Genomic DNA, 23,599 nt, shown 5'->3' on the forward strand with positions numbered 1-23,599 from the left:
GTTGTCATAGTGCCGGAGCCCGGTTACCGGTTCAACTCATTTTCGGCGTAACACGTTGACCAACAGCGCGATTCAGCCGATACAGGGCGAGGGCGGGACTGCGAGATGAACGTACGGCGAGAACGGCTGAGGCTGGTACGCCCGATAGTTGGTGTGGCTGCGGCACTGTCCATTGTCATCGGCGGATTGATGGCATTCGAATTCAACGAGCCTGACCCGGGTCCGCTCTGCTGCATGCCCCGCCTACTACCGGTTATCGGACCGCTGCCCCCAAGCCAAAGCCCGCCAACGGGTCCTGTGTCGGTGCACGGGAACTTGCGCTCGACCCCGTGCCCGGATGGGGTTCGGTGCGGCGACCGATGAGTAGATCCGCCTAAGGCCTGCGACAGACGCAGCCGATTATCACCGCGCGGGAGGTGAAGTCGGGATCGTCGAGCCATTCCTGGATGCGAACCACACCGGGGTCGAGGATTTCGAATCCGTCCAGGTAGCTTGTCAGCTCGTTCCTGGAGCGGTACGTGACCTGTATCGGGCTGTCCTCGATGGCGGCCCTGGCCTGTTCGACGAATATGGGGTCGGATTCGTCGGAGACATGAGTGACCACGAAATAGCTGCCCGGCACCATCTCGTCGCGGAAGCGGGCGATGATCCCGGCCGGGTCCGCGGCATCCATCACGAAGTGCAGAACGCCGACCATCAGCACCGCGACCGGCTTGTCGAAATCGATCAGTTCGTCGTCGCGCAATCGCTCGATGAGCTCACCGGGATCGCGGACGTCCGCGAGTATCGGTGTGACACCGGGCAATCCGGACAGCGACGCGGTGCAGTGCATGTATACGACCGGGTCGTTGTCGACGCACACGATCTGCGCGGACGGGTCGCGCCCCTGCGCGATCTCGTACACGTTCGGCGAGATCGGAATGCCCGCGCCGAGATCGATGAACTGGCGCACGCCCGCCTCGGCCGCCGTGCGAACGCCCTTGATCAGAAAGCCGCGGCTCGCCTGTGCCAGAATTCGGGAATCGGGCGCGACCGCCAGCACACGACGGGCGTACTCCTGGTCCGCCTCGTAATTGTCCTTGCCGCCGAGCATGTAGTTGTATGCCCGCGCCGAGTTCGGCTTGTATGGATCGACCCCGCGGGGCGCGCGTCCGCTGTTCGACACCGCACCTCCTGCCATCTGCGCCGATCCTAACAAGCCGCCTGTGCTGCTCGAACGGAACCGTGCGGGCGACAGGACCGCCTTCATCGCGTCGGATGGAAACGGACGCGAAAAACCAACCGCTGGTCGCACACTGGGGTCCGAATCAACCGGCGCGCAGTGTCGGTAAACCGCTGATCGAAAAGGGCATCATGAACCTCGCATTGTGGATCGCGGCAGGCGTACTGGCGATCATCTATGTGCCCGCGGGCACGATGGCGCTGATGACGCCGAAGGAAAAATTGGCCGAGAACCCGAAATTCGGTGGTGTAGCGGCCTTTTCGGCACCGGCGATCAAGGCGATCGGCGGTGCGGAGATACTCGGCGCGGCCGGTGTCGTCCTGCCGCAGGCCACGGGTATCGCCGCGATATTCACCCCGATCGCCGCCACCTGCCTGGCCGCATTGCAGTGCGGCGCCGCGACTTTACATTTCCGGCGCGGCGAATACCAGGTGCTCCCGATCAATTTCACCTTGATCGCCGTGGCGGCCTTCCTCGCGGTCGGCCGCTTCGCCGGCTGGCATTGATCACGAAACCCGTTGGTATTCCGCGAGCCACTCCTCGAACGACATCGCGATGATCCGCTCGTTGTGCACCTCGGCGGCCGCAGCGGAGGCCAGCCAGACGATGGGCGGTCCCATCACCTCCGGTTCCAGCACCGGCAGCCCGTCGGGCACCTCGTCCGGGAACATGCCGGTGCGAGTCGCACGGCCCGGCAACAGGATATTGACCCGGACCGGGGTGTCGGCGAGTTCGGCCGCCATGATCCGCGACAGCGATTCGGTCCCGGCCCGCGACGGTCCGTACGGCGCGAATCCGGCCCGGAGCATCGACATGTGGTTGACCGACACGTTCACGATCCGCCCGGCCCCCGCCGCGAGCATGCGCGGCGTCATCTCCCGCGCCACCAGGAAGTAGCCGGTCAGATTGGTCTCCACCAGATCCCGGAAGGCCGCGGGCGCGATATTCCAGAACCCGTGCGGCCGGACCAGGAATCCGGGATCTATTGTCCGCATGCCTATTCCGGCGTTGTTGACGAGCATATCGATACTGCCGAACCGCTCCCAAGCCTCGTCGACGGCCGCCGCCACCGACGCCTCGTCCCGCACATCCATACCCAATCCGATTGCGCCCGGCAGTTTTTCGGCGACAGCGCGGGCCCGCTCGGGATCGCGCCCGGTCACCGCGACGCGAATTCCGTTGTCCGCCAACGCAACCGCCATGGCATACCCGAGGCCGCCGGTCGCGCCGGTGATGAGAGCGGATTTCACTGAGTTCATTTCATCTCCTAGTGCAGGTTCGCCATGACGCTAGGATTTAGAGCGTGCTCGAAGTCAAGCAGCAGCCGATTCCCGCCGAAGGCCTCAGCATCGCCGAGGCCGCCCACCGCACCGGGGTCAGCGTGCACACCCTGCGCTATTACGAGCGTGCGGGCCTGGTCGTCACCGAGATCGATCGGACGGCGGGCGGCAGGCGCCGCTACCGTCGGCTCGACCTGGAGTGGATCACCATCTGCACCCGGCTGCGCGCCACCGGCATGCCAATCAAGGACATCCGGCGCTACGCCGAACTCGTCACCGCGGGCCGCGGCAACGAGGCGCAGCGGCTGGAGCTGATGGAGGCGCACCGGGCCGCAGTGATCGCCAAAATAGCTGAGCTGCAAGATAATCTGACGCTCATCGAGCACAAGATCGACATCTACCGCGGCAGACTCGTCGCGGGCGACGCCGACCGCCTCTGGGCGCCGCTGCCCGCCGATCAGCTCGACGGCTGATCGTCGACCTTGATATCGAATTTCACATCGGTGCCCTGCACGGCCGTGACGGTCACGGTGAGGCCGTAGACCCGTCCCGCCTCGTCCTGCAGCTGGCAGCGCATCTGAGTGCCGACCTGGGCGGGCAGATCACCCGGGCAGGACACCGCCTTCGGCGCCTGTCCGACCTCAGCCGCCAGCTGTGCGCGCACCTCGGATTCCAGATCCGGTTTCGATACCGCGGCGCCGCCCGCCGGACCGGTGCCGGGTTTCGCGTGATCGTCGACTTTGATATCGAATTTCACGTCCTTACCCTCGACCGATGTGACGGTGACGGTGACCCCGTAGCCGTATCCCTGGTTGTCGACCAGATCGCAGCGCATTACCGTGCCGACCTTCGCCGCCAAATCCCCGGGGCAGGTAACGGATTTCGGCTTCTCCCCCACCTGCGCCGCGAGTTTGTCGCTCACCTGGGATTGCACATCCGATTTGCTGACGGAGGAGTCGGAGCTCGCGCCGCATCCCGCCGCGCCGGCCACCGTCAGAATCATCAATGCCGTTGCCGCGGTTCGACGCATCGGAACTCCCTGAAACATGCGACAGCCCACCGGTGTTGCCGCGTTTTCTGCCGCCGGTGACGACGGCGGAATTCGAATGTAACCCCACTGTCCATACGGCACGATGAAATTCTTCCGATACCGGTGAACGGTCGGCCGAAAACCGACGCATCGCAATATGCTTGCGCCTCAAACGATTTCTGACCGTCGAATTTGCGGAAACATCGCCGAAACCAACCGCCCTGGCCGACTATTTCGGCCGAAAATACCGGCCGGGCCGGGATTTATTCCGAAGCCTCGAAAGCGGCCGCCACCGTGCGCCGCACCTCGTCCATATTCGCCGCGCCCAGTTCGCGGGCCACCGAGGTCATATCGACATCGGGCAGCCCGCAGGCCACGGCCCAGTGCCAGGGCTCCAGATCGCCGTCGACATTCATGGCGAAACCATGACTGGTGACACCGCGGCTCTGCCGCATCCCGATCGATACGATCTTCCGGCCGCTCACCCTGGTCCAGACACCGGTGAGCAGTTCGGAACCGGGCGGCGTATCCCGGCGCTCGGCCGCGACGCCGAGTATGCCGAGCGCATCGATCAGGCGATGCTCGACCTCGCGGATATAGTCCACGACGCCCTCGCCCGGGCCGAGCTGAACAATCAAATAACCGACCAGTTGGCCTGGTCCGTGATAGGTGAGCTGCCCGCCGCGGGTCGTCTCGATCACCGGAATGTCGTGGGCCGGATCCGGCAGATGCGCGGCCGGCGTGCGGCGGCCGACGGTGTACACCTGCGAATGGCTGAGCAGCCACAGCGTATCCGGCAGCGCGCCGCGTTGGCGCTGATCGACCAGCGCGACCATCCGCTCCATCGCCTTCTCGTAATCGACGAGTTCGTCATGGAGCAGGGTCAACGGCCGCGAGCGCATACCTCCGACCTTACGACGACGCCGTCCGAACCACCGGACCGCTCCGTCCGAATCGCCAATAGCGCTGACCCAGTGCGTAATTCGCCGATATGTCCGAAACACCGAAGCGGACGCCGCACGGATGTCCGAATACGGCGAGGTGAACCGCTCATGACGGCCGGGCCGGTGCGATAGTCTCTGATGGCATGGCAGGTAAGCGCACCGTCCTCACGGTCCGGTTGCGCCGGCTGGCGGCGCAGCTGTTCGAGCTGCGCGAACACGCCGGGCTCAGCAAGGAAGAGGTCAGCGGGAAGACCGGGATCAACGTCACCACGCTGTATCGCATCGAAACCGCGCAGGCCAGGCCGCAGCGGCGCACGCTGATGGCGATGCTCGACCTCTACGGCGTCACCGAACAGCAGCGCGGCGACGCGCTACAGCTGCTCACCGACGCGCTCAGGCCCGGTATGTCGCGTCCGTACGAGGGCAGCCTGTCGGAGGTATACGCGGCGTACATCAATTTCGAAGCCGAGGCGCTGTCCGCGCGGCACTTCGAAACCACGTTCATCCCAGGGCTTTTGCAAACCGAGCAATACGCCATGGCGGTAATCGACACGGCCATGCCGAAATTGGAGGCCTCGGTGCTCGAGCAGCGGGCCCGAGCCAGAATGGACCGGGCCGGCGTGCTGACCAAGGAGGACGCGCTCGAACTCTGGGTGGTGATGGACGAGGCGGCCATCAGGCGGGTGGTCGGCGGTCCGACGGTGATGCGCGGCCAGCTGGACCGCCTGCTCCAGGACACCAAGCGCAAGAACGTGATTCTGCAGATCCTGCCGTTCAGCGCGGGCGCGCATCCCGGCATGGCCGGTGCGTTCACCCTGCTCGACTTCCACGATCCGGCCGATCCGGAACTGGTGTACGTCGAGGGCATCGCGGGTGACGAGCTGATCGAGGGCCATCCGGAGATCCGGCGCTTCGGTGTGATGTTCGACCAGTTGCGGGCCATGGCGCTGAGCCCGCGCGATTCGATGGAGTTGATCATCGAGGCCGCGAAGGGGTTGCGTTAAGTGCGGCTGGCCCGCCCGTACCCTACCGCTGCCGGAATCGCGAAAACCACTATGGCGCCGAGGGAATAGGCGATCGTCACGAGCAGCGGCCCGCGTACCGGACCGCCGAGCGAGAGCCCGCGCATCGCGTCGATGGCATAGCTCATCGGCTGATGCGCCACGATCGGCCGCGCCCAGCCCGGATAGGCGGGCAGCGGAACGAATCCGCTGCTGAAGAACATCAGAATCGATGATCCGAGCGAAACCGCCTCCACCAGGGCGGCTTTCGCGCTGAATACGGCGATCGCGGTGACCATGGTCGCGAAGCCGAGTCCGAACAGCAGCGGCACCCCGAACAGCGCGACACCCGCGAGCAGACCCTGCCGGAACCGGAACCCGAGCGCGACGCCGACCACGAAAAGCACCATGGTGCACAAGAGGATCCGCACGCCCTCGGCCACGATCCGCGCCGCCAGGCCCGACGCGCGGTGCACCGGAAGCACCCAGAATCGCGCCAGCAGTCCGGCGTCGCGTTCCCGGCCCAGGGTGATCGCACCGGCCAGCGACCCGGACATCACACCGACCAGTGCGACCATCGGCACCGACCCGTACAGCGCGCTCGCCCCGGAAAACGCCGAAATCTGGCGTCCCAGCACGGTATTCAGCATGATCAGCAGCAGTGCCGGGAACACCAGCGACTGGATGACGGTGAGCGGATCGCGCCACCAACGGATCAGCAGCCGCTTGGTCTGGATCATCGTCTGCGGGAACAACAGCCGCAGCGTTTCGGTGCGGCCGGACACCACGGGCAGGCCGAATTCGGCGGGTGCGGCTACCTCGGTCATGCCGACCTCCTGAGCGAGACCACGACGGCGGCGGCGCCGAAAACCACTACCAGGCCGAGTGGCCAGGCCAGCGCCGGGCCCATGATCGGCCAATCCACCGCGCCCGCATTGGGTGTGGAATCACCGGCCAACGCGCGCAGCCCGTAGACGAACTGCGATACCGGCTGGTTGCGCGCGAAACCTTGTATCCACGTCGGAAATTGGCGAGCGGGCGCGAATCCGGTGGACACCATGCCGAGTATCAGCTGCGGCAGGATGAGCGCCTGCGTCGTGGCCTCGGGACTCTTGGACAGGCTGCCGAGCAGATCGGCACCCAAGCAGAGCGCCAACCCGATCAACAGCGCGAACCCGATGAATCCCACTGTGTCCCAGCAGCTTCCGTAGAAGCGGAAACCGATCACCCGGCCGCATACCAGTGCGGCGGCCAATGCGATCCCGGCCCGGTACAGCGCCGCCGTCAGCCGGGCGGCGAGCGGGATCACCGCCGCCATCGGCAGCGACCCGAAGCGCAGGTTCAGCCCGTCCCTGGCGTCGACCGCGGCCCGGAACGAGGCGGAGATGGCGCAGAACGCCACCGCCTGCATCACGATCATCGGCATCAGGAACTGTGCGTAGCTACTGAGTCCGTGCCCGTATAACGACATCACCAGGTTCAGCGGGACATAGAAACCGACGGTGAAGACGGTCGGCGCGAGCAGCGCGGTGACCACCTCGCCGTTGCGCAGCGACGGGCGGATCAGCCTGCGCGTCAGCACCCACCACTGCGCCAGGGTGGCCGTGCGCGGTGCCGGCGCGTCGACCAGCACCTCGGCCCGCATCCCGATGCTCACCCCGCCGCCGTTCGTCCGCACCCGTCCATGGTGCTCGACTTCCCCGCCGGAATCCGGCGATCCAGGTCCTTTCAGCATGTCGCACGCAGCTCCCGGCGATCCATCCGCGCGTGCTCCGCCAGCACCCTGCCGATTTCCGGCAGCGCGCGCGGCGCGGTCATCTCGTCGTGGGCGACCGGCAGCGAGTAGGTGGTGATCGCTCCGGTGACGTGCGGCCGCCACCGCTGGGCGGCCGCATCCGGATCGGTCTTCGGCGTACCGTCCGGCTCGTATGCCGCGGCGAAGAAGATCAGGTCGCCGTCGTAGCGGGACGGACGGTAGCCGGGCACCATCCGGACCGCCGCGTTGTAGGAGTCGGTGAGCCGGATCAGGTCGGCGGCGGTGACGTCGAGCGCGCCGGCCAGCGTCGCGCGGATGGCCGCGGCCGCGGCGTCGGCGGTCAGCTCCGGCGAATCGGTGTGCACGCCGAACACCGGTCCGAAGGCGTGCACGAATTCGCCGGGTGTCCACGGTTCGGGTGAATCCACCTGCCGCGCGGCGAGATCCGCGTCGAGCAGGGTCAGCCGCACCGATTCGCCCGCGCGCCGCAGCCGGGCGGCGATCTCGTGCGCGACGAAGCCGCCGAACGACCAGCCGAGCAGTTCGTACGGTCCGTGCGGCGCCACCTCGCGGATCTCGCGCACATACCTGCGCGCGTACTCGCGAATCGTGCTCGGCGCGAGTTCGCCTGCGGCGCCCGATAATTCGGGCGCCTGCAACCCGTAGACCGGGCGCCCCGGCTCGAGGTGCGCGGCGAGGCCGGTGTAGCTCCAGGCGAGTCCGGAGGCGGGGGCGACGCAGAACAGCGGCGGCAGTTCGGGATTCGCGACCGGACGGATCGGCAGCAGCACATCGAGCGCGGAGCGCGCGCCGCGGCGTTCGGCCGCGCCCGCCGTACCCGCGCCGATCTTCTCGGCCAGCCCACCGACCGTCGAATCGGCGAATATGGCCAGCACCGCCACCTCGGCCCCGAGCGCCTCGCGCAGGGCGCGTACCGCGCGCACCGCGCTGAGCGAATTGCCGCCGAGCGCGAAGAAATCGTCGTCCAGGCCGATTCCGGCCGGATCGATGTCGAGCACCCCCGCATACGCCGCGGCCACCGCCCGCTCGATATCCGTCTCGGCGGGCCGGAAGACCTCGGATCGGCGGCGAACCGGAACCTCGGTGCCGTCGGCCAGATTTCGCGCGGTGAGCGCTGCCTGCTCGGCCGGTGAGTCGAACAGGTCGATCGCGCCGACGCGAACCCGAGGATCGGCGAGCACCGCCCGCACGGCCCGATGCAGCGCCGCGCCGAATCCGGCAACCGTGTCCTCGTCGAAAAGCTCCGCGGCATAGTCGAAGTGGCCGTCGATACCGTCCGGGGCGCCGGAATCGCCGAGTTGCTCGGCGATATGCAGATGCAGATCGAACTGGGAGATCCCGGTTTCGATCTCCAGTGCCGCGAATTCCAGTCCGGGCAGCGCGAATCGGGTGGGTGCGAGGTTCTCGAACGAGAACGCCACCTGATACAGCGGATGCCATGCGGTGGACCGGACCGGGTCCACCGCCTCCACCAACTGTTCGAACGGCACATCGGTGTTGGCCAGCGCGCGCAGGTCGCGCTCCCGGATATCGGTGAGCAGTTCGATGAACGACCGATCCGCCCCCACCTCGGTGCGGAACACCACGGTGTTCACGAACATGCCGACCAGATCATCCAATTCGGGCGCGCCGCGCCCGGCCACCGGGGTGCCGACGGCGATATCATCGGTGCCCGACAGCCGGGCCAGCAGCACCGCGAACAGCGCGTGCAGCAGCATGAACAGCGAAACACCGCTTGCGCGTGCCAGTTCCGCCAGCGCGGCGTGGGTGGCCGCATCCAGTTCGAAGGGTATGCGGCCACCGCGCATTCCGAGCATCCGCGGACGCGGGCGATCGGTGGGCAGCGGCAGATGGCCGGGCAGGCCGGCCAGCTCCTGTCGCCAGAACGTGAGCTGTTGTGCCGCGACCGATTCCGGGTCGTCCGCCGAGCCGAGCAGATCACGTTGCCAGAGCGCGAAATCGGCGTACTGGACCGGCAGCGGCGTCCACTCCGGTGCGGTCGCGGCGGCGCGAGCCGCGTAGGCGACGGCGATATCGCGCGCCAGCGGGGTGAACGACCAACCGTCACCGGCGATGTGATGCAGCACCAACACCAGCACGTGTTCGCGCGGGCCGAGCCGCAGCACCGCACCGCGCACCGGAACCTCGGTCGTCACATCGAACGGCGCCATCGCCATTTCCCGGACACAGTGTCCGGCAACGGCTTCGGTGACGTCGCGAACGGGCAGTTCGACTTCGGCGGCGGGCCGGACCAGCTGTACCGGACCCTGCTCCGTCTCCGGATACACGGTGCGCAACACCTCGTGCCGCACCACCAGGTCGGCGATCGCCGATCGCAGTGCGGCCAGATCCAATTCGCCGGTGAGGCGCAGCGCGATCGGCATGTTGTACGCGCCGGAATCGGTGTCGAGCCGGTTGAGGAACCACATCCGCCGCTGTGCGAGCGACAGCGGGGCCGCGCCGGCCCGCTCGTAGCGACGCAAAGGCGGACGCGCGCTGTGCTGTTCGGTGCGTACGGCGGCCAACCGCGCGGCGGTCGGTGCGTCGAACAGGTCGCGCAGACCGACCGTGACGGACCGGGTCGCGTGCAACCTGCTCACGACTTTCGTTGCGAGCAGGGAGTTTCCGCCGAGTTCGAAGAAGGAGTCGTCGATGCCGATCGCTTCGACACCCAGCACCTCGGCGAACACCTCGACGATCGCCCGCTCCCGCGATGTGCGCGGGGCGCGGTGGGTCCGGCGCGCGGCCACACCGGGCACCGGCAGCGCGGCACGGTCGAGCTTGCCGACCGGCGTCATCGGAATGCTGTCCAGCACAACGATTGCCGAGGGCACCATGTAGGAGGGCAGGGTGGCCGCGAGCTGTTCACGTGCCCGGTCGGTGTCCACCCGTGCGCCGGGTGCGGGCAACACATACGAAACCAGCGTCGTACCGCTCGTCTCGACCGAGTGCCCGACCGTGACCGCGAAGTCGATTTCCGCGAGACCCATGAGGGCGCTGTCGATTTCGCCGAGTTCGACCCGCAGGCCCCGAATCTTCACCTGGAAGTCGCTGCGGCCCAGGTACTCCAGCGCGCCGCCGTCCAACGGCCTGCGCACCAGGTCGCCGGTGCGATACATGCGCTCACCCGGCCCGCCGAACGGGTCGGCGACGAAACGCCCCGCGGTCAAACCGAACCGGCCGAGGTAGCCGCGGGCCAGTGCCGCCCCCGCCAGGTACAGCTCGCCGACCGCGCCTGCGGGAACCGGACGCAACCAGCCGTCGAGAACCAGGGCGGTCGCGCCGTGGATCGGCCCGCCGATGGTGACCGGTTCGCCCGCCGTCAGCGGAGCGCTTCCGGTGGCCCAGATGGTGAATTCGCTCGGCCCGTACAGATTCGGCATGCGGCGGCCCGGCGCCCACCTGGCCACCAGCTCCGGTCCGCAGGCCTCGCCCGCGACGGCCAGCAGCCGCAGGTCCGGCAGCCGCTCCGGTTCCATGGTCGCCAGCGCCGACGGGGTGATCACGGTATGCGTGACCCCCTCGGCACGCAGCAGATCCTCCAGTGCCGCACCGGCGTACACGTCCGGGCTCGCCACCACCAGCCGCCCGCCGTGCGCGTGGGCGAGCAGGATTTCGAAGACCGAGGCGTCGAAGCTCGGCGACGCGACGTGCAGCACCCGGGCATCCGGGCCGGTGTTCAACGAATCATGCTGCGCGGCAACAACTCCGGCCAGGCCACGGTGCCCGAGCTGCACCGCCTTCGGCCTGCCGGTGGAGCCGGAGGTGTAGATCAGATAGGCGGTCTGGTCGAGGCGGATCGGCGCACCGCGCTCGATATCGCCGATCGGACCTGCGGACCGGGTCAGCGAATCGGCAACGGTGGCAACGTCGTCCAGCACCAGCCAGTCGACGGTCGCGGGCAGGTTGGCGCGGCTGCCGTCGACCGTCAGGCCGATTCCGGCGTGCGCGTCCGCGACCACGTTGGCGATGCGGTCGGCCGGATGGCCGGGATCCACCGGGACGAAGGCCGCGCCGGACTTGGCGACCGCCCACACCGCGACCACCGAATCGATCGAGCGGGGCAGGGCGAGCAGCACCCGGTCGTCCGGGCCGACACCGCGTTCGAGCAGCAACCTGGCCAAACGGTTTGCCCGGCGGTCGAGTTCGCGGTAGGTCAGCCGGATGCCGTTGTGCGAGAGCGCGACGGCCTCCGGATACGCCGCGACCGAAGCGGCGAGCAGTTCCGGCAGAGTACGTTGCGCCGGGGCGGCGGGACCGGGGATGACCGCCGGTTCGGCGGGTTCCAGTGCGGCGACACGGGTTTCGGCGTCGATACCGCCGATCCGCGCCAGCAGCGCCGCGAAGCGGTCCAGCAGTGCGGTCGCGGACTCCGCGTCTAGCACACCGGCCTGGTATTTGAGCGTCACATGCAGCGGACCTCCAGCGCCCCGGTGCGGCATGACCTGAAGGCTCAGCGGATAGGGGGTACCGTCGGCGCCGGTCACGTCGAGCACCCGCATCCCGGCGATATCCGGCATGGCGGCCAGCGCGTCGCGGTCCACCGGATAGGACTCGAATACCGTTGCCGTATCGAATAATTCGCCGAGCCCGGCGGCACGCTGAATATCCGCGAGCCCGAGATGCTGATGGTCGAGCAGGTCAGTTTGCGCGGCGCGGGTGCGGCGCAGCAGTTCGGCGACGGTCAGCCCGGGGGCCAGACGAACCCGGACCGGGACGGTGTTGATGAACAACCCGATGGTCTGCTCGACACCGGCCAGCTGCGGCGGGCGGCCTGCGACGGTACCGCCGAATACCACGTCGTCGCGACCGGTCCTGGCGCGCAGGATGAGCGCCCACGCCACCTGCACCGCGGTATTCAGCGTCGCGCCGCTGTCGCGGACCACATCCCGCACGGCCGCAACGGTTTCCGCGTCGATCACCGCGGTGATCGCACCGGCGGGCGCACCCGAGGCGGGTGTCGCGGCGGCGAGCGTCGGCGCGTCGATGCCCGAAAGCGCCCGCGCCCACGCGGTTTCCGCGGCGGCGCGGTCCTGGGCGGCCAGCCAGGCGAGGAAATCGCGGTAGGACGGTGCGGGCGGCAGGGCGCTCGCGTCGCCGTCGGTCGCGTAGAGGGTCAACAGCTCCTGTACGAGCAGCGGCGTCGACCAGCCGTCGAGCAGGATGTGATGGTTGGTCAGCAGCAGGCGGTAGGCGTCCGTGCCGGTCCGGATCAGGTGCAGCCGCAGCAGCGGCGGCTCGGTCAGGTCGAACGGCGTCGCTGCGTCGGCGGCCAGCAGTTCGGCGTAGGCGTCCGCGTCGGCGATTTCGCTGAACCGCCAAGGTATTTCGCCCTCACCGACAACGAGCTGCCTCGGCCCGTCGTCGGTGAGCGCGAATGCCGCCCGGAGACTGTCGTGCCGGATCAGCAGCGCGGTGGCGGCGCGCCGCAGCCGGGCTCGGTCGACGGTTCCGGACAGCGACAGCACGGTCTGCACCAGGTAGGTATCCGCGCCCGCCGCGAGGCCGGCGTGGAAGTACAGACCGAACTGCAGCGGGGACAGCGGCCACACCTCGGTGAGCGCCGGATACCGGCGCTCCCAGCCGTCGATATCGCGCTGCGCGGTCGCGACGAGCGGGAAATCCGACGGGGTGTGTCCGCCCGCGACAGCGGATTCGGCGTGCCGGGCGAGTGCGCGCAGCGCGGCGACCCACAGCCGAGCCAGCGCCGCCACCTCGGCCTCGGTGACGATCAGTCCGGCATACGTCCAGGTGGCCCGCAGCTGGTCGCCATCGGTCAGCGCGTTCACCTCGACCACGGCGGGCAGCGGCATCGCCGGATCCTGGGTGACCGCGAACGGCGTTGCCGCACCGGACCTTTCCCGGCTCGGCAGCCACGGCCCGGAGAACTCCGCCCGCACCCGGCCGAGATAGTTGAAACCCAGCTGCGGTGCGGGCCGCTCGGCGAGCACCGGGGCCGTCACCGAATTCAGATGGCGCAGCAGGCCATACCCGATACCGTTGTCCGGCACCACACGCAGCTGCTCCTTGATCAGCTTGATCGCCTGTCCGGCCGCGGAACCGCCCGCGAACGCCTCGTCGATATCGATCCCGGTGAGATCGAGCCCGACCGGGAAGATAGTGGTGAACCAGCCAACCGTCCGGCCGAGCTCGGCATGGGCCGAAATCCCCTGCCCCACCTGCTCCTCGCGACCGTGGCCCTCCAGCGCGACAACCACACGATCATGACCCGCCTCGCGCTCCCGCCGCCATCGGGCGACCGCCAGCGCCAACGCCGTCAGCAACATATCGTTCGCACCACCGTGGAAGCGCTCCACCAGAGTGCCGAGTACGGCGTTGGTTATCTCGGCGGGCACTTGAATGTCGATGCGCCCCATGGTTGCGACGGTGTCGATCGCGGGGTCGAGCTGCCGCACACCGAGGCTCAGCTCCGCCCCGTCGAGCATGCGCTCCCAGAGCGGACGCTCGGCGACCCGTTCCGGCCGCACCGCCTCGTCGACCAGCGCCTGCGCCCAGCGCCGCGCCGAGGTGCCGACATCCATCAGTTCAGGCGCGCGCCCGGCCGACACCTGCCCCCACGCGGTCAGCAGATCCGGCAACAGAATCCGCCAGGAAACCCCGTCCACCACCAGGTGATGCAGCACCAACCACAACGAACCCGGCTGTCCCGCGCCACGATCCAGCCACACCGCGCGCGACACCACACCCGAGCGCGGGTCGAGCAGGTCGGCCGCGGCCGCCAATTCCCGCTCGACCCATTCGGCCTCGGAAATATCTTCTCCGGTGATCGCGGGCGCGGTGCGCGGGCCGAGGTCAGCCGTAGGCGCGGCGCATACGGGAACGCCGAGATGCGCGTGCCGCAGCATGGTTTCGGCCCGGACGGCGCCGACAGGGCGAGCGGTGAGCGTCCATCCGTCGGCAGTTCTATCGAGCCGTGCACGCAGCATGTCGTGCCGATCGATGACCGCTTGCAGGGTGGCGACGAGGGTCGGCTCGTCGATGCCGACCGGCAGCTCCACCAGCATCGCCTGCGCGAATCTGTCGAAATGCCCGTGCGCGAGCAGACTTTCGGCGATGGGCAGTGGGCGCATCGGGCCGATGCCGCCGCCCGGCAGCTCGTCGAGTACCGGCGCGGCCGCCGCGATATCGGTGGCAATGGCGGCCAATCCGGCAACGGTCTTGCGCTCGAACACGTCTCGCGCGCCGAAGGCTATGCCCGCGGCCTTGGCGCGGGCCACCAGCTGCACCGAGACGATGCTGTCCCCGCCGAGTGCGAAGAAGCTGTCGTCGGCTCCCACCGAATCGATGCCGAGCACCTCGGCGAACAGACCGGCGATCAGCCGTTCGCGCTCGGTTGCCGGTGCGCGCGAAATGCGCTCGCGGACGGTGAAATCCGGTGCGGGCAGGGCCGCGCGGTCGATTTTCCCCGCGGTGGTGAGCGGGAATTCCGCGAGCGGCACGATCGCGGCGGGCACCAGGTGCTCCGGCAGGAATCCGGCGACGAAGCTCGTCAGCTCGTCTGGATCGACGCCCGGATCGACAACGACATAGGAGACCAGAACGGTGCCGCCCGCGGGAGTCGTCGTCGGCATCGTAAACGCCTGTGCCACAGCAGGATGCCGCAGCAGCCCGCCATCGACCTCGCCCGGTTCGACACGCAGCCCGCGCAGCTGCACCTGTGCGTCATCGCGCCCGAGGAACTCCAGAACGTAGCGTTCGCCGCGGACGACCCAGCGCACCAGATCACCGGTGCGGTACATCCGAGCGCCGGACGGTGCGGCGACGAAACGCGCCGCGGTGAGCGCGAATCGGCCCAGATAACCGCGGGCCACACCCGGCCCGGTCAGGTACAGCTCGCCGACCGCGCCCACCGGCATCGGCCGCAGCGCGCGATCGAGCACCACCGCCGCGACCCCGCGCATCGGACCGCCGATGGTGACCGGCTCGCCCGCGACCATCGGCGCGCTGTAGGTGGCGGCGACCGTCACCTCGGTCGGGCCGTAACTGTTGCTCAACCGCACCCGATTCGCCCACCGCGCAACCAGATCCGGCGGGCAGGACTCGCCGCCGACCACGACGGCCCGCAGCTCGGGCAGCAGCGCCGGATCCACGGTGGCCAGTACGGCCGGTGCGACGGACAGCGCGTTCACCCGGGAATCTCGCAGCACCGCCGCCAACTCCGCACCCGCATACGCCCGCGGCGGCACGATCACCGAGGTCGCCCCCGCCGCGAAGGCGACGAGCAACTCCTCGATCGAGGAGTCGAAACTCGGCGAATCCGCGTGCCCGACCCGGGAATCCGGGCCGACCAGCAATGCGTCCCGCGATTCCGCGACCAGATTGGCCAGCCCCCGGTGCGAAACCACCACGCCCTTGGGCATTCCCGTCGATCCGGACGTGTAGATGACATAGGCGGCGTTGTCCGGGCGAACCGGTACCGCCACCGGATCGGAAGACTCTGCGGCACACAGTGTTTCGAGATCGTCCAGGACCAGCCAGTCCACCTCGTCGGGTAATCCGGGCAGCACGGCGGCCACGGTGAGCCCGAGCGAAACGCCGGAATCTCGCACCATGTGTCGCAGCCGCTCGACGGGCATCGCCGGATCGATCGGCACGAACGCCGCGCCGGTCTTGGCGACCGCCCACACCGCGAGCACCGACGCGACGGACCGACCGACCGCCATCCCGACCATGGTCTCCGGCCCCGCACCGCGCGCGATCAGCACCCGCGCGAGTCGCGAAGAGCGAGCGTCGAGTTCGGCATAGGTCAGCTCGACCGTCCCGGCCAGTACGGCCACCCCGTCCCGGTTCCGCGCGACACCGGCCGCCAGCAGTTCCGGGAGGGTCGCCGGCGCAACCGATTCCGCCCCGGATACCGGTACGAGCGCGGCCAGCTCCGCCGGTTCCAGCAGTTCGATCTCCGAAACCCGTTGCTGCGCACCCGCTGCCAGGAACCGATGCAGGTAGCCGACGAAACGCTGATGATGGCGGGCCAATTCGGTTTCGGTGTAGCGATTCGGATTGGCCTGGAAGTCGATATGGGTGCTCTCCCCCGCGATTCCGGGATACAGGTTGACGAACAGATCCTCGATCAGCCCGGAGGTGAGCACGTGCAGCCGCCCCGTCGCCGTGCCGAGCACCACCTTGTTGTCGAAGGCCATGATGTTGACCGACGGCCCGAATCCGGCCATCCGGTCGGCGGCGAAGCCGAGATCGCGCAGGATATCCTCCTGCCGATATCGCTGCCTGCGCAGCGCGCCGGTGAGTTCGTGCTGGGTGGCGCGAATCGCCTCGCCCACCGTGGTTTCGGCCGTCCCGATGCGCAGCGGCACCACATTCGCCACCATGCCGCCCGAACGCCGCAGCACGGCCGTGGTGCGCGCCGAAACCGGCAGGCTCAGCAGCACCTCGTCGTGCGCGGATTTCCGAGCGCCACAGGTCATCCGGGAGAGATAGGCGGCGAAGGCCGCGACCAGCACCGGCGCCGCACTCGAATTCGCCTGGCGCGCGACCCGTTCCAGCAGTTCTGCGGTCTGCTTCGGCAGCGTCGCGCTGACCAGCAGCGGATGTGCGTCGGCGGGCGCGGTCGACGTGGAAAGGCTAGGCGCCGCGGGCGCGCCGTCCAGCCGTCGCGCCCAGTATTCGCGGTCGGCCCGGAATCGGTCCGAATCCCGGTACGCGGCATCGGCGGCCACGATCTCCGTCAGACATTGCGCGCGCGACGGCGGCTCCGGCTCGCCGTGCACCCGCGCGGTGTAGAGCTCGGCGATCCGCGCGACCATGGTCGCCGCGGCGTATCCGTCCAGCGCGATGTGGTGAATCCGGGTGTACCACAGGTATTTGCGGTCCGCGACGCGCAGCACCGCACCGCGCACCAGGCGGTCGCGCAGCAGGTCGAGCGGCGCGGTGTAGTCGGCCCGCATCCACTCCCGCGCGACATCGAGCGGATCGGGTGCGCCACGCAGATCGATGACGTCCAGTTCGGTCGCCAACTCGGGATCGACCTGCTGATAAGGGATTCCATCGATCTCGAGCAGCCGCAGATAGCCGGTGCCGAATTCGCGGCCGACCCGCAGCCCCACCTCGGTGAGCACATCCAGGTCCAGCTCGCCATCGATCTCGATGTACTGGGCCATCGAGATCGGCGCGGCGCCCGCCACCTGCTGGGCGAACCAGATGCCGCGCTGCGCCGCGGACAGCGGGAACGGTCCGGCCACCGAATCGCGGTATGTCATTTCGTCGGATTCCATGCGACGCTGGGCCATCGTTCCTCGCTCGAAGTCGTCCTACCCACCGAGTCCGGGCGTTCGCCACAAACGCGCCGGTCCTTCGGTTTCAAATCTCGCCCGAGCGGCGGCCTTTCGATACCGCCCCAAGTGTCCGGACGACCGCTCCGAGGGTCAACGGATCCACACCTGGGTGTAAGCGCTGTTCAGTCCCGGAAAAGCGGCCGGCTTCCGACCGGTCCGAAGCCGGATGGCCCGAATCCACTGCATCCCAGGTGATTACGCGACACTCCGGGGCGGCGGCGCGCAGCCAGGTGACGGCCGCCCCGCGGATGGGTAAGGTATGCGCCGATGACCAGCATGGAAGCTCGTTTCCGTGACGCGACCCGGATCGTGCCCCTCCCCAGCCCGTGGAGCCTGAACGCGTACCTCGCTCAGGTGGCCGCGCACCGGGGTAGGTCGATCGCGATCCGGCCCGTCCCGGCGGCGGTGCTGAACGAATCCGGTTGCCGCGGCAGCGGTCTGTGGATCGCCCGCAAACATGACGACATCATCGTGTACGACGAGGCCGCGACCGGCCGCAATGCCGACCACATCGTGCTGCACGAGGTGGGGCATATGCTGCTCGGCCACGGCCGGGCAGGCACCCATCCGGTGGACCGACTGGCCCCGACGCTAGCGACCCTGCTGCCGTCCATCTCCCCGCATTCGATCGAACATGTGCTGGGGCGCAACGAGTTCGGTGCGGAGTGGGAGCGGGAGGCGGAGGTGTTCGCGGATATGACGATGGTCTACGCGACGCTGCCGCGACGCAAGGTCCGCTCGTTCCGGCTGTTCGGGCGGCGTTAGCGCTACCAGGGTCCGGTGACGCCGTCGGGCAGGCGGCGGGTGCCGACGCGCAATTCCTCGACCAGGTCCTGATAGGTGTCGGCGAGTTCGACCAGACGCACCCAGGCGTCGTAGAACACCGGCTCGGGCGCCTGCGCGAGCGGAACGAACGCCTGGGCGGTGAGCCGCGCTAGTCGGTCCACCAGTTGTCCGACCGTCTCGGTATGTGGCTGCGCCGCGGCGTCCGGCACGGGCGTCGCCAGCGTCACCCAGCGGTCGATGGCCCGGATGAGCTGGGTGCGGCGGCGATCCAGCTTGTCCATCTCGCACATCGGGGTGCGTTCGCGGATCTCGTGCAGCTGGGCCAGTTCCCCCGCGGCCTCCAGCATCGGGTGATCGTCGTGGGGCAGCCCCCGGCACGCGGCGATCAGCAGCTCCTTGCCGGGCAGGATCATGCGCTTGTCGGGATACGTCATAGTCTTCGCTCCCCCCGGCCGGCTGCTCACCACCTGTCATCGCTCTCTGCCGCAGTATGCCACCCAGACACCGGCGTACCGACCGGATCCATCCACCTTCGATGGGGTCACCGATATGTCCTTATTTCGCCCTCCGGTTGCGGTCGGCTCGGGTTCGCGATAGCGCATCGGTCGCCGGATACCATGCAGGACAGGACATTTCGATCATCGGACCACAGCCAGGATCCGGTGGCTTACCGCGGCGAGCACCCGTCTGGGGCAGCGGCTCAGGACACGGCGACGAGGTAGTCGGGTCCGCCGATGTAGCTGGTGTGCCCGGACTCCCCGTCCGCAGTGGTGGCCGCGACGATCGCGGCGGCGAATTCCTCGATGGTGGGCAGCGCCGCCTGGTCGCGGCGCGTGGCGACCGCGTCCGGATCCCGGCGCTCCAGCAGGCGCACGATGATGGTGCCATCGATCATGTCGCCGGAGACCACCCGCAGGGTGATGCCGCGACCGGCCAGTTCCGGGATCAGCGCGCGCAGCGCGTCCTCGCCCGCTCGCTTGCTCGCCGCGATCGGTTCGTAGTCGGCCGGGACCGGTTTGCGGCCGTGGAAGTGCGCCTGGTGGCTGGTGATGAAGACGATGCGGGAGCCGGATGGCATGAGCGGCAACGCCGTTCGCACCAGACGCAGCTGCGCGTCCCGGTTCAGCGCCATCGCGTAGCCGGGCGCGGCGCCGCGTTCCAACCCACCGGATGCGTTGAGTACCAGCACATCCAGGCGGCCGAATTGTTCCGCGATCGAATCCATAAGCGCCCGAACCGAATCAGCGTCGGCAATATCGGCGCCGATGGCCACGGCGGCGCCGCCGGACGCGACGATCTCGTCGACGACGGATTCGGCGCGCTTGCGCTTCTCCCGATAGTTGACGATCACCTGATCGCCACCCGCCGCGAGCTGCCGCGCCGTCTCCGCACCGATCCCGCGCGAAGCCCCGGTCACCAGCGCGATCCGCCGTTCGGTCGTCATAGCTCACCCTTCGTTCTGCTTCTAATTTAGAATCACTATGGTAGTTCGAAATGAGAAGTGCAAGCCGGGCGGGCGACCCGTCACACGCGCCGATGCTGGCCGCCATGGACCTACTCGGCCAGCGCTGGATGTTGCGCATCCTCTGGGAGCTGGAACCGGGCCGCCTCGGTTTCCTGGAACTGCGCCGCCGCATGGACAATTGCTCGTCGAGCATGCTGTCGACTCGGCTTCAGCGACTGCAGGCCGCGGGCGTCATCGAAAAGCGCGCCGACAAGTCCTACGAACTCACCGTCGCCGGAAAAGATCTCGGCCGCGCCATGGAATCGCTGTGGGACTGGTCCGAACGCTGGTCCGCGAAACTCACCGATTCCGAATAGCCGCTCGGACTATCGATTTCGCGGTCCGGCACTGGAAAATCGCGGCGTCCCCAGGCAGCCGACCTGACGGTTCACAACGCGACCGGCACCGGCGTTTCGGCGGCAACTCGGCGCGGAATGACGAGATACGAGAGCCCGAGTCCCGCCAGGCTCAACAGCGCACCGGCGGGTCCGGTCCAGCGCAGTCCATCCACCGCGACCAGCGCGCCACCGAGCAGCGATCCGGCCGCCGCACCGAGGTTGAACGCTCCGACATTCACCGCCACCGCCAAAGTCGGTGCCGCACCGGCATATTCGAGGATCAGCCGCTGCAGCGGCGCGATGGTCGCGGTCGCGAGCAACCCGAGCACCAACACACCTACGACGGCCGTCGGCTGCCAGGCGATCAAGACCGGGAACAGCGCGAGCACGCCGGTGAGCCCACCGAACACCCCGCGCACCGTCGCGCCCAATGATCGGTCGCTGAGCCGGCCCGCAATGAGATTGCCCGCGAAGCTGCCGGCGCCGTATGCCAGCAGCAACGCCGAGACCACCCCGGCGGAAAAGTGGGCCAACCGCGTCAGCAGCGGTGCGATATAGGTGAAAACAGTTGATACACCGGCAAATCCCACTGCGGTCGCGACGATGACCAGCAGCACCGGGCGCCGCGTCACCACCCGCACCTCGGCGCGGATGCCGACCGGCTCGGCGGACAGCCGCGGGAAGAATACGGCCAGCACCACGACCGCCACTATGGCCAGCACCGTCAGCACCAGGAACGGCAACCGCCAGCCCGCGTGCTCGCCGAGCAGCGCACCGAGCGGCACGCCGAGCAACGTCGCGACGGTGAATCCCGACGCGACCGTCGCGATCGCTCGTCCGACCCGCTCCCTCGGCACCACCTGGGTCGCCGTCACCAAGGCCAAGGCCAGGAATGCCGCATGGCTCAGCGACGAAATCACCCTTCCCACAATCAATATCGCGAATACCGGCGCCCACGCGCTCAGCGCGCTGCCCGCCGCGAAGAGCAGCATCAGGCCCAGCGCGACCGCGCGGCGCGGCAGCCGTGCGGCGGCGATCGTCACCAGCGGCCCACCGACCACCACCCCGAGCGCGTACGCCGTCACCGCCTGGCCCGCAGTACCGACCGACACCCCCAGATCCGCGCCGAGTTGCGGCAGCAGACCGGCGACCAGATATTCCGACGTCCCGACCACAAAGACGCTGGCGCACAACGCCGCCAAGATCACGTAACCCTTTCGCATGGCCGAAACGCTAAACTTTGACATGGATGTCAGAGTCAAGCCCGGATGAACGAGATCACATGCGAATCGGCGAGCTTTCCCGCCGCACCGGCGTACCTGAGCGCCTGCTGCGCTACTACGAGCAGCAGGATCTGCTGCAGCCCATCCGCCGCCCCAGTGGCTACCGCGAATACGCCGAGTCCGATGTTGTCACCGTCGGCCGCATCCGCAACCTGCTTGCCGCCGGGCTGAACACCGCGACCATCGCGACAGTGCTGCCCTGCCTGCGCGAGGACGACCGCAGATTGATCCCGATCTGCGCCGATCTGGTCGCCGACCTCTGCCGGGAACGCGCCCGAATCACCGCCGCCATCACCGAGTTGCAAAGCTCCCTCGGCCTCCTCGATCGGGTGATCGACGCGGCGCCGCCGGATGTCGCCGCGCGCGCCGGTGCGTGACCGATTGCTCCATCGCCCTGCAACGGGACCCGGGCCGTGCCCCGCCGGGCGGCGTTCGAAACCCAACGCTTTTCCTGGCTGCCGACCATTCGTGGCGCCCGGCTAGCCTTGGCAACGAATTCGAGATCATCGCGGCGGCCCTTCGAACGGGGAGCCGGCGGACTCGTATTCGGTCAGCGAGCTAGGGAGGACTCGATGAATTCATTTGCTGCGAAACGAAATTCGGCACGCCTAGCCATATCGGCGCTGCTGGGCACGATCGCCGTGCTGAGCAATTCCGGCCCGGCGGCATCCGCCGATCCAGGTGCGCCGCGCGATCTCGGCTGCGCATTCGCGGTGTACAACAACGACGGCACGCACTGCTTCAACGATCAGGACCATCAGCAGCACACGGTGTACATCGACCAGGTGACCTGGGTTTGTGCCGCGCAGAACGCTTGGGCGGCCTTCCATTACCGCCCCAACCCGAACGATCCGGAGGTCGAGGGACGTCACCTCACCTCGGACGGAAGTTTCCCGGACTGCCAGGACTTCCGCGGCCTACCCGGCAATACCGTCGTCACCAGGTACACCATCGAAAACTGGTAGTACCTCGGGTCCGGCGCTGGCGTATCCGGCGCCGGACAACCAGACTGGGGCCATGAGCGAATTCGGGGCGGGCGATTCGGTGCGGGTGCGCGCCGAGCGGTTTCTGAAAGAGTGTGGCGCCGAGGATATTCCGCATCCGGGTGGCACGCTGCTCGCCCATCTCGGCCGGGTCGCCGACGTGCTGGCGGGATGGGGCGCCACGAGTGATATCCAGCTCGCCGGGCTGTGTCACGCCGTCTACGGCACCGACGGCTTCGACCGGTGGCTGCTGGACCCGGCCGACCGGCACCGGATGGTGGAGCTCATCGGCGAGCGCGCGGAGGCGCTGGTGTACCTGTACGGAAGTTGTGATCGCGCAACGGTTTACCCGCGGCTGACCGCGACGCCGGTGCTGTTCCGGGATCGCTTCACCGGCCGGGAATTCGAGCCGGACGATGCCGAACTGCGCGCCTTCCTCGAACTCACCGCGGCCAACGAGCTCGACGTCATGGCGCACAATGCCGAACTCGCCGCGAAACACGGTGCGGCGCTGTTCGGTCTGTTCGAGCAGACGCGAAACTACCTGTCACCGCGCGCCTGGTCCGCCTGTCGCGCCCAACTCGGTTCCGCCGCTTCGTGATCGGCCCTACGGCTCATCCGCATACCTGGCCCGCGCCCACGCGGCCTCGAACTCGTCGCGGCCGATCTCGAATTCCACCCATTCCGGGTCGTAGAGGTCGACGAGCGGCGGGTTGAACGCCCAGTCCTCGACGGTGCTGCGGATGGCGGGCCCGGCGTCGCGATCCTCCACCTGACGCAGGCGGCGGCCGTCCGAATCGACCTCCGAATAGTAGGTGGCGGCCTCAACGCCATCCGCGCCGTCCCAGTACCGCTTGACATAGAGGATGGTGCGATCGGCCAACGCGCCGAAGCCGGGCAGCGCGCGCTGACGGATCCGCACGTCGCGCAGCTCGCGCAGATCGGCCGGGATATCCGCGGTATCGCATGCTATTTCGATGAGACGCCAGGATTCGGCCGCCTCGACGGTATTCGGGTCCTCGACCACTTCGACCTCGGCGAAGGTCTCCCGGATCTCCCGGGCGGAATCGGCGGTGATCCACCACCACATACCGCCCATACCGTAGTCGTGCATGACCAGAAAACGCGTCCCCATATCGCA

At 68.2% G+C, this 23,599-nt stretch carries 19 protein-coding genes; 8 read left to right on the forward strand and 11 right to left on the reverse strand.

Annotated features, from left to right (window positions below; all coding sequences use genetic code 11):
• Positions 1-373: 373 nt before the first annotated feature.
• Positions 374-1,165: an SAM-dependent methyltransferase gene (locus F5544_RS33385; protein ID WP_238846785.1), complete on the reverse strand. Its 792-nt coding sequence runs from the start codon at positions 1,163-1,165 to the stop codon at positions 374-376.
• A gap of 92 nt (positions 1,166-1,257) precedes the next feature.
• Here F5544_RS33385 and F5544_RS33390 point away from each other — a divergent pair, with 92 nt between their 5' ends.
• Entirely contained in the window at positions 1,258-1,728 is a 471-nt protein-coding gene (locus F5544_RS33390; RefSeq protein WP_203217406.1) for a DoxX family protein, read from the forward strand.
• On the opposite strand, the gene F5544_RS33395 is transcribed toward F5544_RS33390, so the two are convergent.
• Positions 1,729-2,481, reverse strand: coding sequence for an SDR family NAD(P)-dependent oxidoreductase (locus tag F5544_RS33395; protein WP_167476865.1), 753 nt, complete (start codon positions 2,479-2,481; stop codon positions 1,729-1,731).
• A gap of 44 nt (positions 2,482-2,525) precedes the next feature.
• Between F5544_RS33395 and F5544_RS33400 the strand changes: the two genes are divergently transcribed.
• The gene (locus tag F5544_RS33400; RefSeq protein ID WP_167476866.1) at positions 2,526-2,975 is read left to right on the forward strand and encodes a MerR family transcriptional regulator; all 450 of its coding nucleotides are present in this window, start codon (positions 2,526-2,528) and stop codon (positions 2,973-2,975) included.
• Here the strand turns inward: F5544_RS33400 and F5544_RS33405 are convergent.
• Both F5544_RS33405 and lipB read right to left on the reverse strand, forming a co-directional pair.
• A complete protein-coding gene (locus tag F5544_RS33405; RefSeq protein ID WP_203217407.1) occupies positions 2,960-3,532 on the reverse strand; it encodes a DUF4333 domain-containing protein in 573 nt (190 codons plus the stop codon). The genes F5544_RS33400 and F5544_RS33405 overlap by 16 nt on opposite strands.
• Before the next feature lie 263 nt (positions 3,533-3,795).
• Positions 3,796-4,434, reverse strand: coding sequence for a lipoyl(octanoyl) transferase LipB (gene lipB / locus F5544_RS33410; protein ID WP_167476868.1), 639 nt, complete (start codon positions 4,432-4,434; stop codon positions 3,796-3,798).
• 185 nt (positions 4,435-4,619) lie between these two features.
• On the opposite strand from lipB, the gene F5544_RS33415 reads away from it, so the two are divergent.
• Positions 4,620-5,480, forward strand: coding sequence for a helix-turn-helix domain-containing protein (locus F5544_RS33415; RefSeq protein WP_167476869.1), 861 nt, complete (start codon positions 4,620-4,622; stop codon positions 5,478-5,480).
• Here F5544_RS33415 and F5544_RS33420 read toward each other — a convergent pair.
• The 3 genes from F5544_RS33420 to F5544_RS33430 all read right to left on the reverse strand — a co-directional run bounded on the left by F5544_RS33420 (position 5,477) and on the right by F5544_RS33430 (position 17,489).
• Positions 5,477-6,304 carry an ABC transporter permease gene (locus tag F5544_RS33420; protein WP_167476870.1) on the reverse strand — a complete coding sequence of 276 codons (828 nt, stop codon included), beginning with the start codon at positions 6,302-6,304 and terminating at the stop codon, positions 5,477-5,479. The genes F5544_RS33415 and F5544_RS33420 overlap by 4 nt on opposite strands.
• Positions 6,301-7,122, reverse strand: coding sequence for an ABC transporter permease (locus tag F5544_RS33425; protein ID WP_167479647.1), 822 nt, complete (start codon positions 7,120-7,122; stop codon positions 6,301-6,303). The genes F5544_RS33420 and F5544_RS33425 overlap by 4 nt, the downstream gene beginning before the upstream one ends.
• 83 nt (positions 7,123-7,205) lie before the next feature.
• Complete coding sequence (locus tag F5544_RS33430; RefSeq protein ID WP_167476871.1) at positions 7,206-17,489, reverse strand: non-ribosomal peptide synthetase; 10,284 nt, start codon at positions 17,487-17,489, stop codon at positions 7,206-7,208.
• 342 nt (positions 17,490-17,831) lie between these two features.
• Between F5544_RS33430 and F5544_RS33435 the strand changes: the two genes are divergently transcribed.
• Entirely contained in the window at positions 17,832-18,329 is a 498-nt protein-coding gene (locus F5544_RS33435; RefSeq protein ID WP_167476872.1) for a hypothetical protein, read from the forward strand.
• Between the two features lie 2 nt (positions 18,330-18,331).
• Here F5544_RS33435 and F5544_RS33440 read toward each other — a convergent pair whose 3' ends face one another.
• Together F5544_RS33440 and F5544_RS33445 are read right to left on the reverse strand one after the other, a co-directional pair.
• Positions 18,332-18,784, reverse strand: coding sequence for a DUF4254 domain-containing protein (locus F5544_RS33440; protein ID WP_167476873.1), 453 nt, complete (start codon positions 18,782-18,784; stop codon positions 18,332-18,334).
• Positions 18,785-19,050: 266 nt separating this feature from the next.
• Positions 19,051-19,794 (reverse strand): SDR family oxidoreductase, encoded by a 744-nt coding sequence (locus tag F5544_RS33445; protein ID WP_167476874.1) that lies wholly within the window; start codon positions 19,792-19,794, stop codon positions 19,051-19,053.
• A 50-nt stretch (positions 19,795-19,844) separates the two neighbouring features.
• On the opposite strand from F5544_RS33445, the gene F5544_RS33450 reads away from it, so the two are divergent.
• Positions 19,845-20,171, forward strand: a complete 327-nt coding sequence (locus tag F5544_RS33450; RefSeq protein WP_238846786.1) for a winged helix-turn-helix transcriptional regulator — start codon at positions 19,845-19,847, stop codon at positions 20,169-20,171.
• Between the two features lie 71 nt (positions 20,172-20,242).
• Here the strand turns inward: F5544_RS33450 and F5544_RS33455 are convergent, their stop codons facing one another.
• Positions 20,243-21,415, reverse strand: coding sequence for an MFS transporter (locus tag F5544_RS33455; protein ID WP_167476875.1), 1,173 nt, complete (start codon positions 21,413-21,415; stop codon positions 20,243-20,245).
• Between the two features lie 59 nt (positions 21,416-21,474).
• Between F5544_RS33455 and F5544_RS33460 the strand changes: the two genes are divergently transcribed.
• The 3 genes from F5544_RS33460 (at position 21,475) to F5544_RS33470 (ending at position 23,059) form a co-directional block, all read left to right on the forward strand.
• A complete protein-coding gene (locus F5544_RS33460) occupies positions 21,475-21,852 on the forward strand; it encodes a MerR family transcriptional regulator (protein ID WP_167476876.1) in 378 nt (125 codons plus the stop codon).
• Between the two features lie 195 nt (positions 21,853-22,047).
• Positions 22,048-22,440, forward strand: a complete 393-nt coding sequence (locus tag F5544_RS33465) for a hypothetical protein (protein ID WP_167476877.1) — start codon at positions 22,048-22,050, stop codon at positions 22,438-22,440.
• Positions 22,441-22,492: 52 nt separating this feature from the next.
• Positions 22,493-23,059 carry a DUF6817 domain-containing protein gene (locus F5544_RS33470; RefSeq protein ID WP_167476878.1) on the forward strand — a complete coding sequence of 189 codons (567 nt, stop codon included), beginning with the start codon at positions 22,493-22,495 and terminating at the stop codon, positions 23,057-23,059.
• 6 nt (positions 23,060-23,065) lie between these two features.
• Here F5544_RS33470 and F5544_RS33475 read toward each other — a convergent pair whose 3' ends face one another.
• Positions 23,066-23,593, reverse strand: a complete 528-nt coding sequence (locus F5544_RS33475; RefSeq protein WP_167476879.1) for a hypothetical protein — start codon at positions 23,591-23,593, stop codon at positions 23,066-23,068.
• Positions 23,594-23,599: the final 6 nt, after the last annotated feature.

Origin of the sequence: Nocardia arthritidis, from assembly GCF_011801145.1 — a bacterium.
Taxonomy (GTDB): Bacteria; Actinomycetota; Actinomycetes; order Mycobacteriales; family Mycobacteriaceae; genus Nocardia; species Nocardia arthritidis_A.

Coding starts and splice junctions, on each gene's coding strand:
- F5544_RS33390 (WP_203217406.1), top strand. CDS start 1,258: ATGGAAACGGACGCGAAAAACCAACCGCTGGTCGCACACTGGGGTCCG.
- F5544_RS33395 (WP_167476865.1), bottom strand. CDS start 2,481: ATGAACTCAGTGAAATCCGCTCTCATCACCGGCGCGACCGGCGGCCTC.
- F5544_RS33405 (WP_203217407.1), bottom strand. CDS start 3,532: ATGCGTCGAACCGCGGCAACGGCATTGATGATTCTGACGGTGGCCGGC.
- lipB (WP_167476868.1), bottom strand. CDS start 4,434: ATGCGCTCGCGGCCGTTGACCCTGCTCCATGACGAACTCGTCGATTAC.
- F5544_RS33415 (WP_167476869.1), top strand. CDS start 4,620: ATGGCAGGTAAGCGCACCGTCCTCACGGTCCGGTTGCGCCGGCTGGCG.
- F5544_RS33420 (WP_167476870.1), bottom strand. CDS start 6,304: ATGACCGAGGTAGCCGCACCCGCCGAATTCGGCCTGCCCGTGGTGTCC.
- F5544_RS33425 (WP_167479647.1), bottom strand. CDS start 7,122: ATGCGGGCCGAGGTGCTGGTCGACGCGCCGGCACCGCGCACGGCCACC.
- F5544_RS33430 (WP_167476871.1), bottom strand. CDS start 17,489: ATGACATACCGCGATTCGGTGGCCGGACCGTTCCCGCTGTCCGCGGCG.
- F5544_RS33435 (WP_167476872.1), top strand. CDS start 17,832: ATGACCAGCATGGAAGCTCGTTTCCGTGACGCGACCCGGATCGTGCCC.
- F5544_RS33440 (WP_167476873.1), bottom strand. CDS start 18,784: ATGACGTATCCCGACAAGCGCATGATCCTGCCCGGCAAGGAGCTGCTG.
- F5544_RS33445 (WP_167476874.1), bottom strand. CDS start 19,794: ATGACGACCGAACGGCGGATCGCGCTGGTGACCGGGGCTTCGCGCGGG.
- F5544_RS33450 (WP_238846786.1), top strand. CDS start 19,845: ATGAGAAGTGCAAGCCGGGCGGGCGACCCGTCACACGCGCCGATGCTG.
- F5544_RS33455 (WP_167476875.1), bottom strand. CDS start 21,415: ATGCGAAAGGGTTACGTGATCTTGGCGGCGTTGTGCGCCAGCGTCTTT.
- F5544_RS33460 (WP_167476876.1), top strand. CDS start 21,475: ATGCGAATCGGCGAGCTTTCCCGCCGCACCGGCGTACCTGAGCGCCTG.
- F5544_RS33465 (WP_167476877.1), top strand. CDS start 22,048: ATGAATTCATTTGCTGCGAAACGAAATTCGGCACGCCTAGCCATATCG.
- F5544_RS33470 (WP_167476878.1), top strand. CDS start 22,493: ATGAGCGAATTCGGGGCGGGCGATTCGGTGCGGGTGCGCGCCGAGCGG.
- F5544_RS33475 (WP_167476879.1), bottom strand. CDS start 23,593: ATGGGGACGCGTTTTCTGGTCATGCACGACTACGGTATGGGCGGTATG.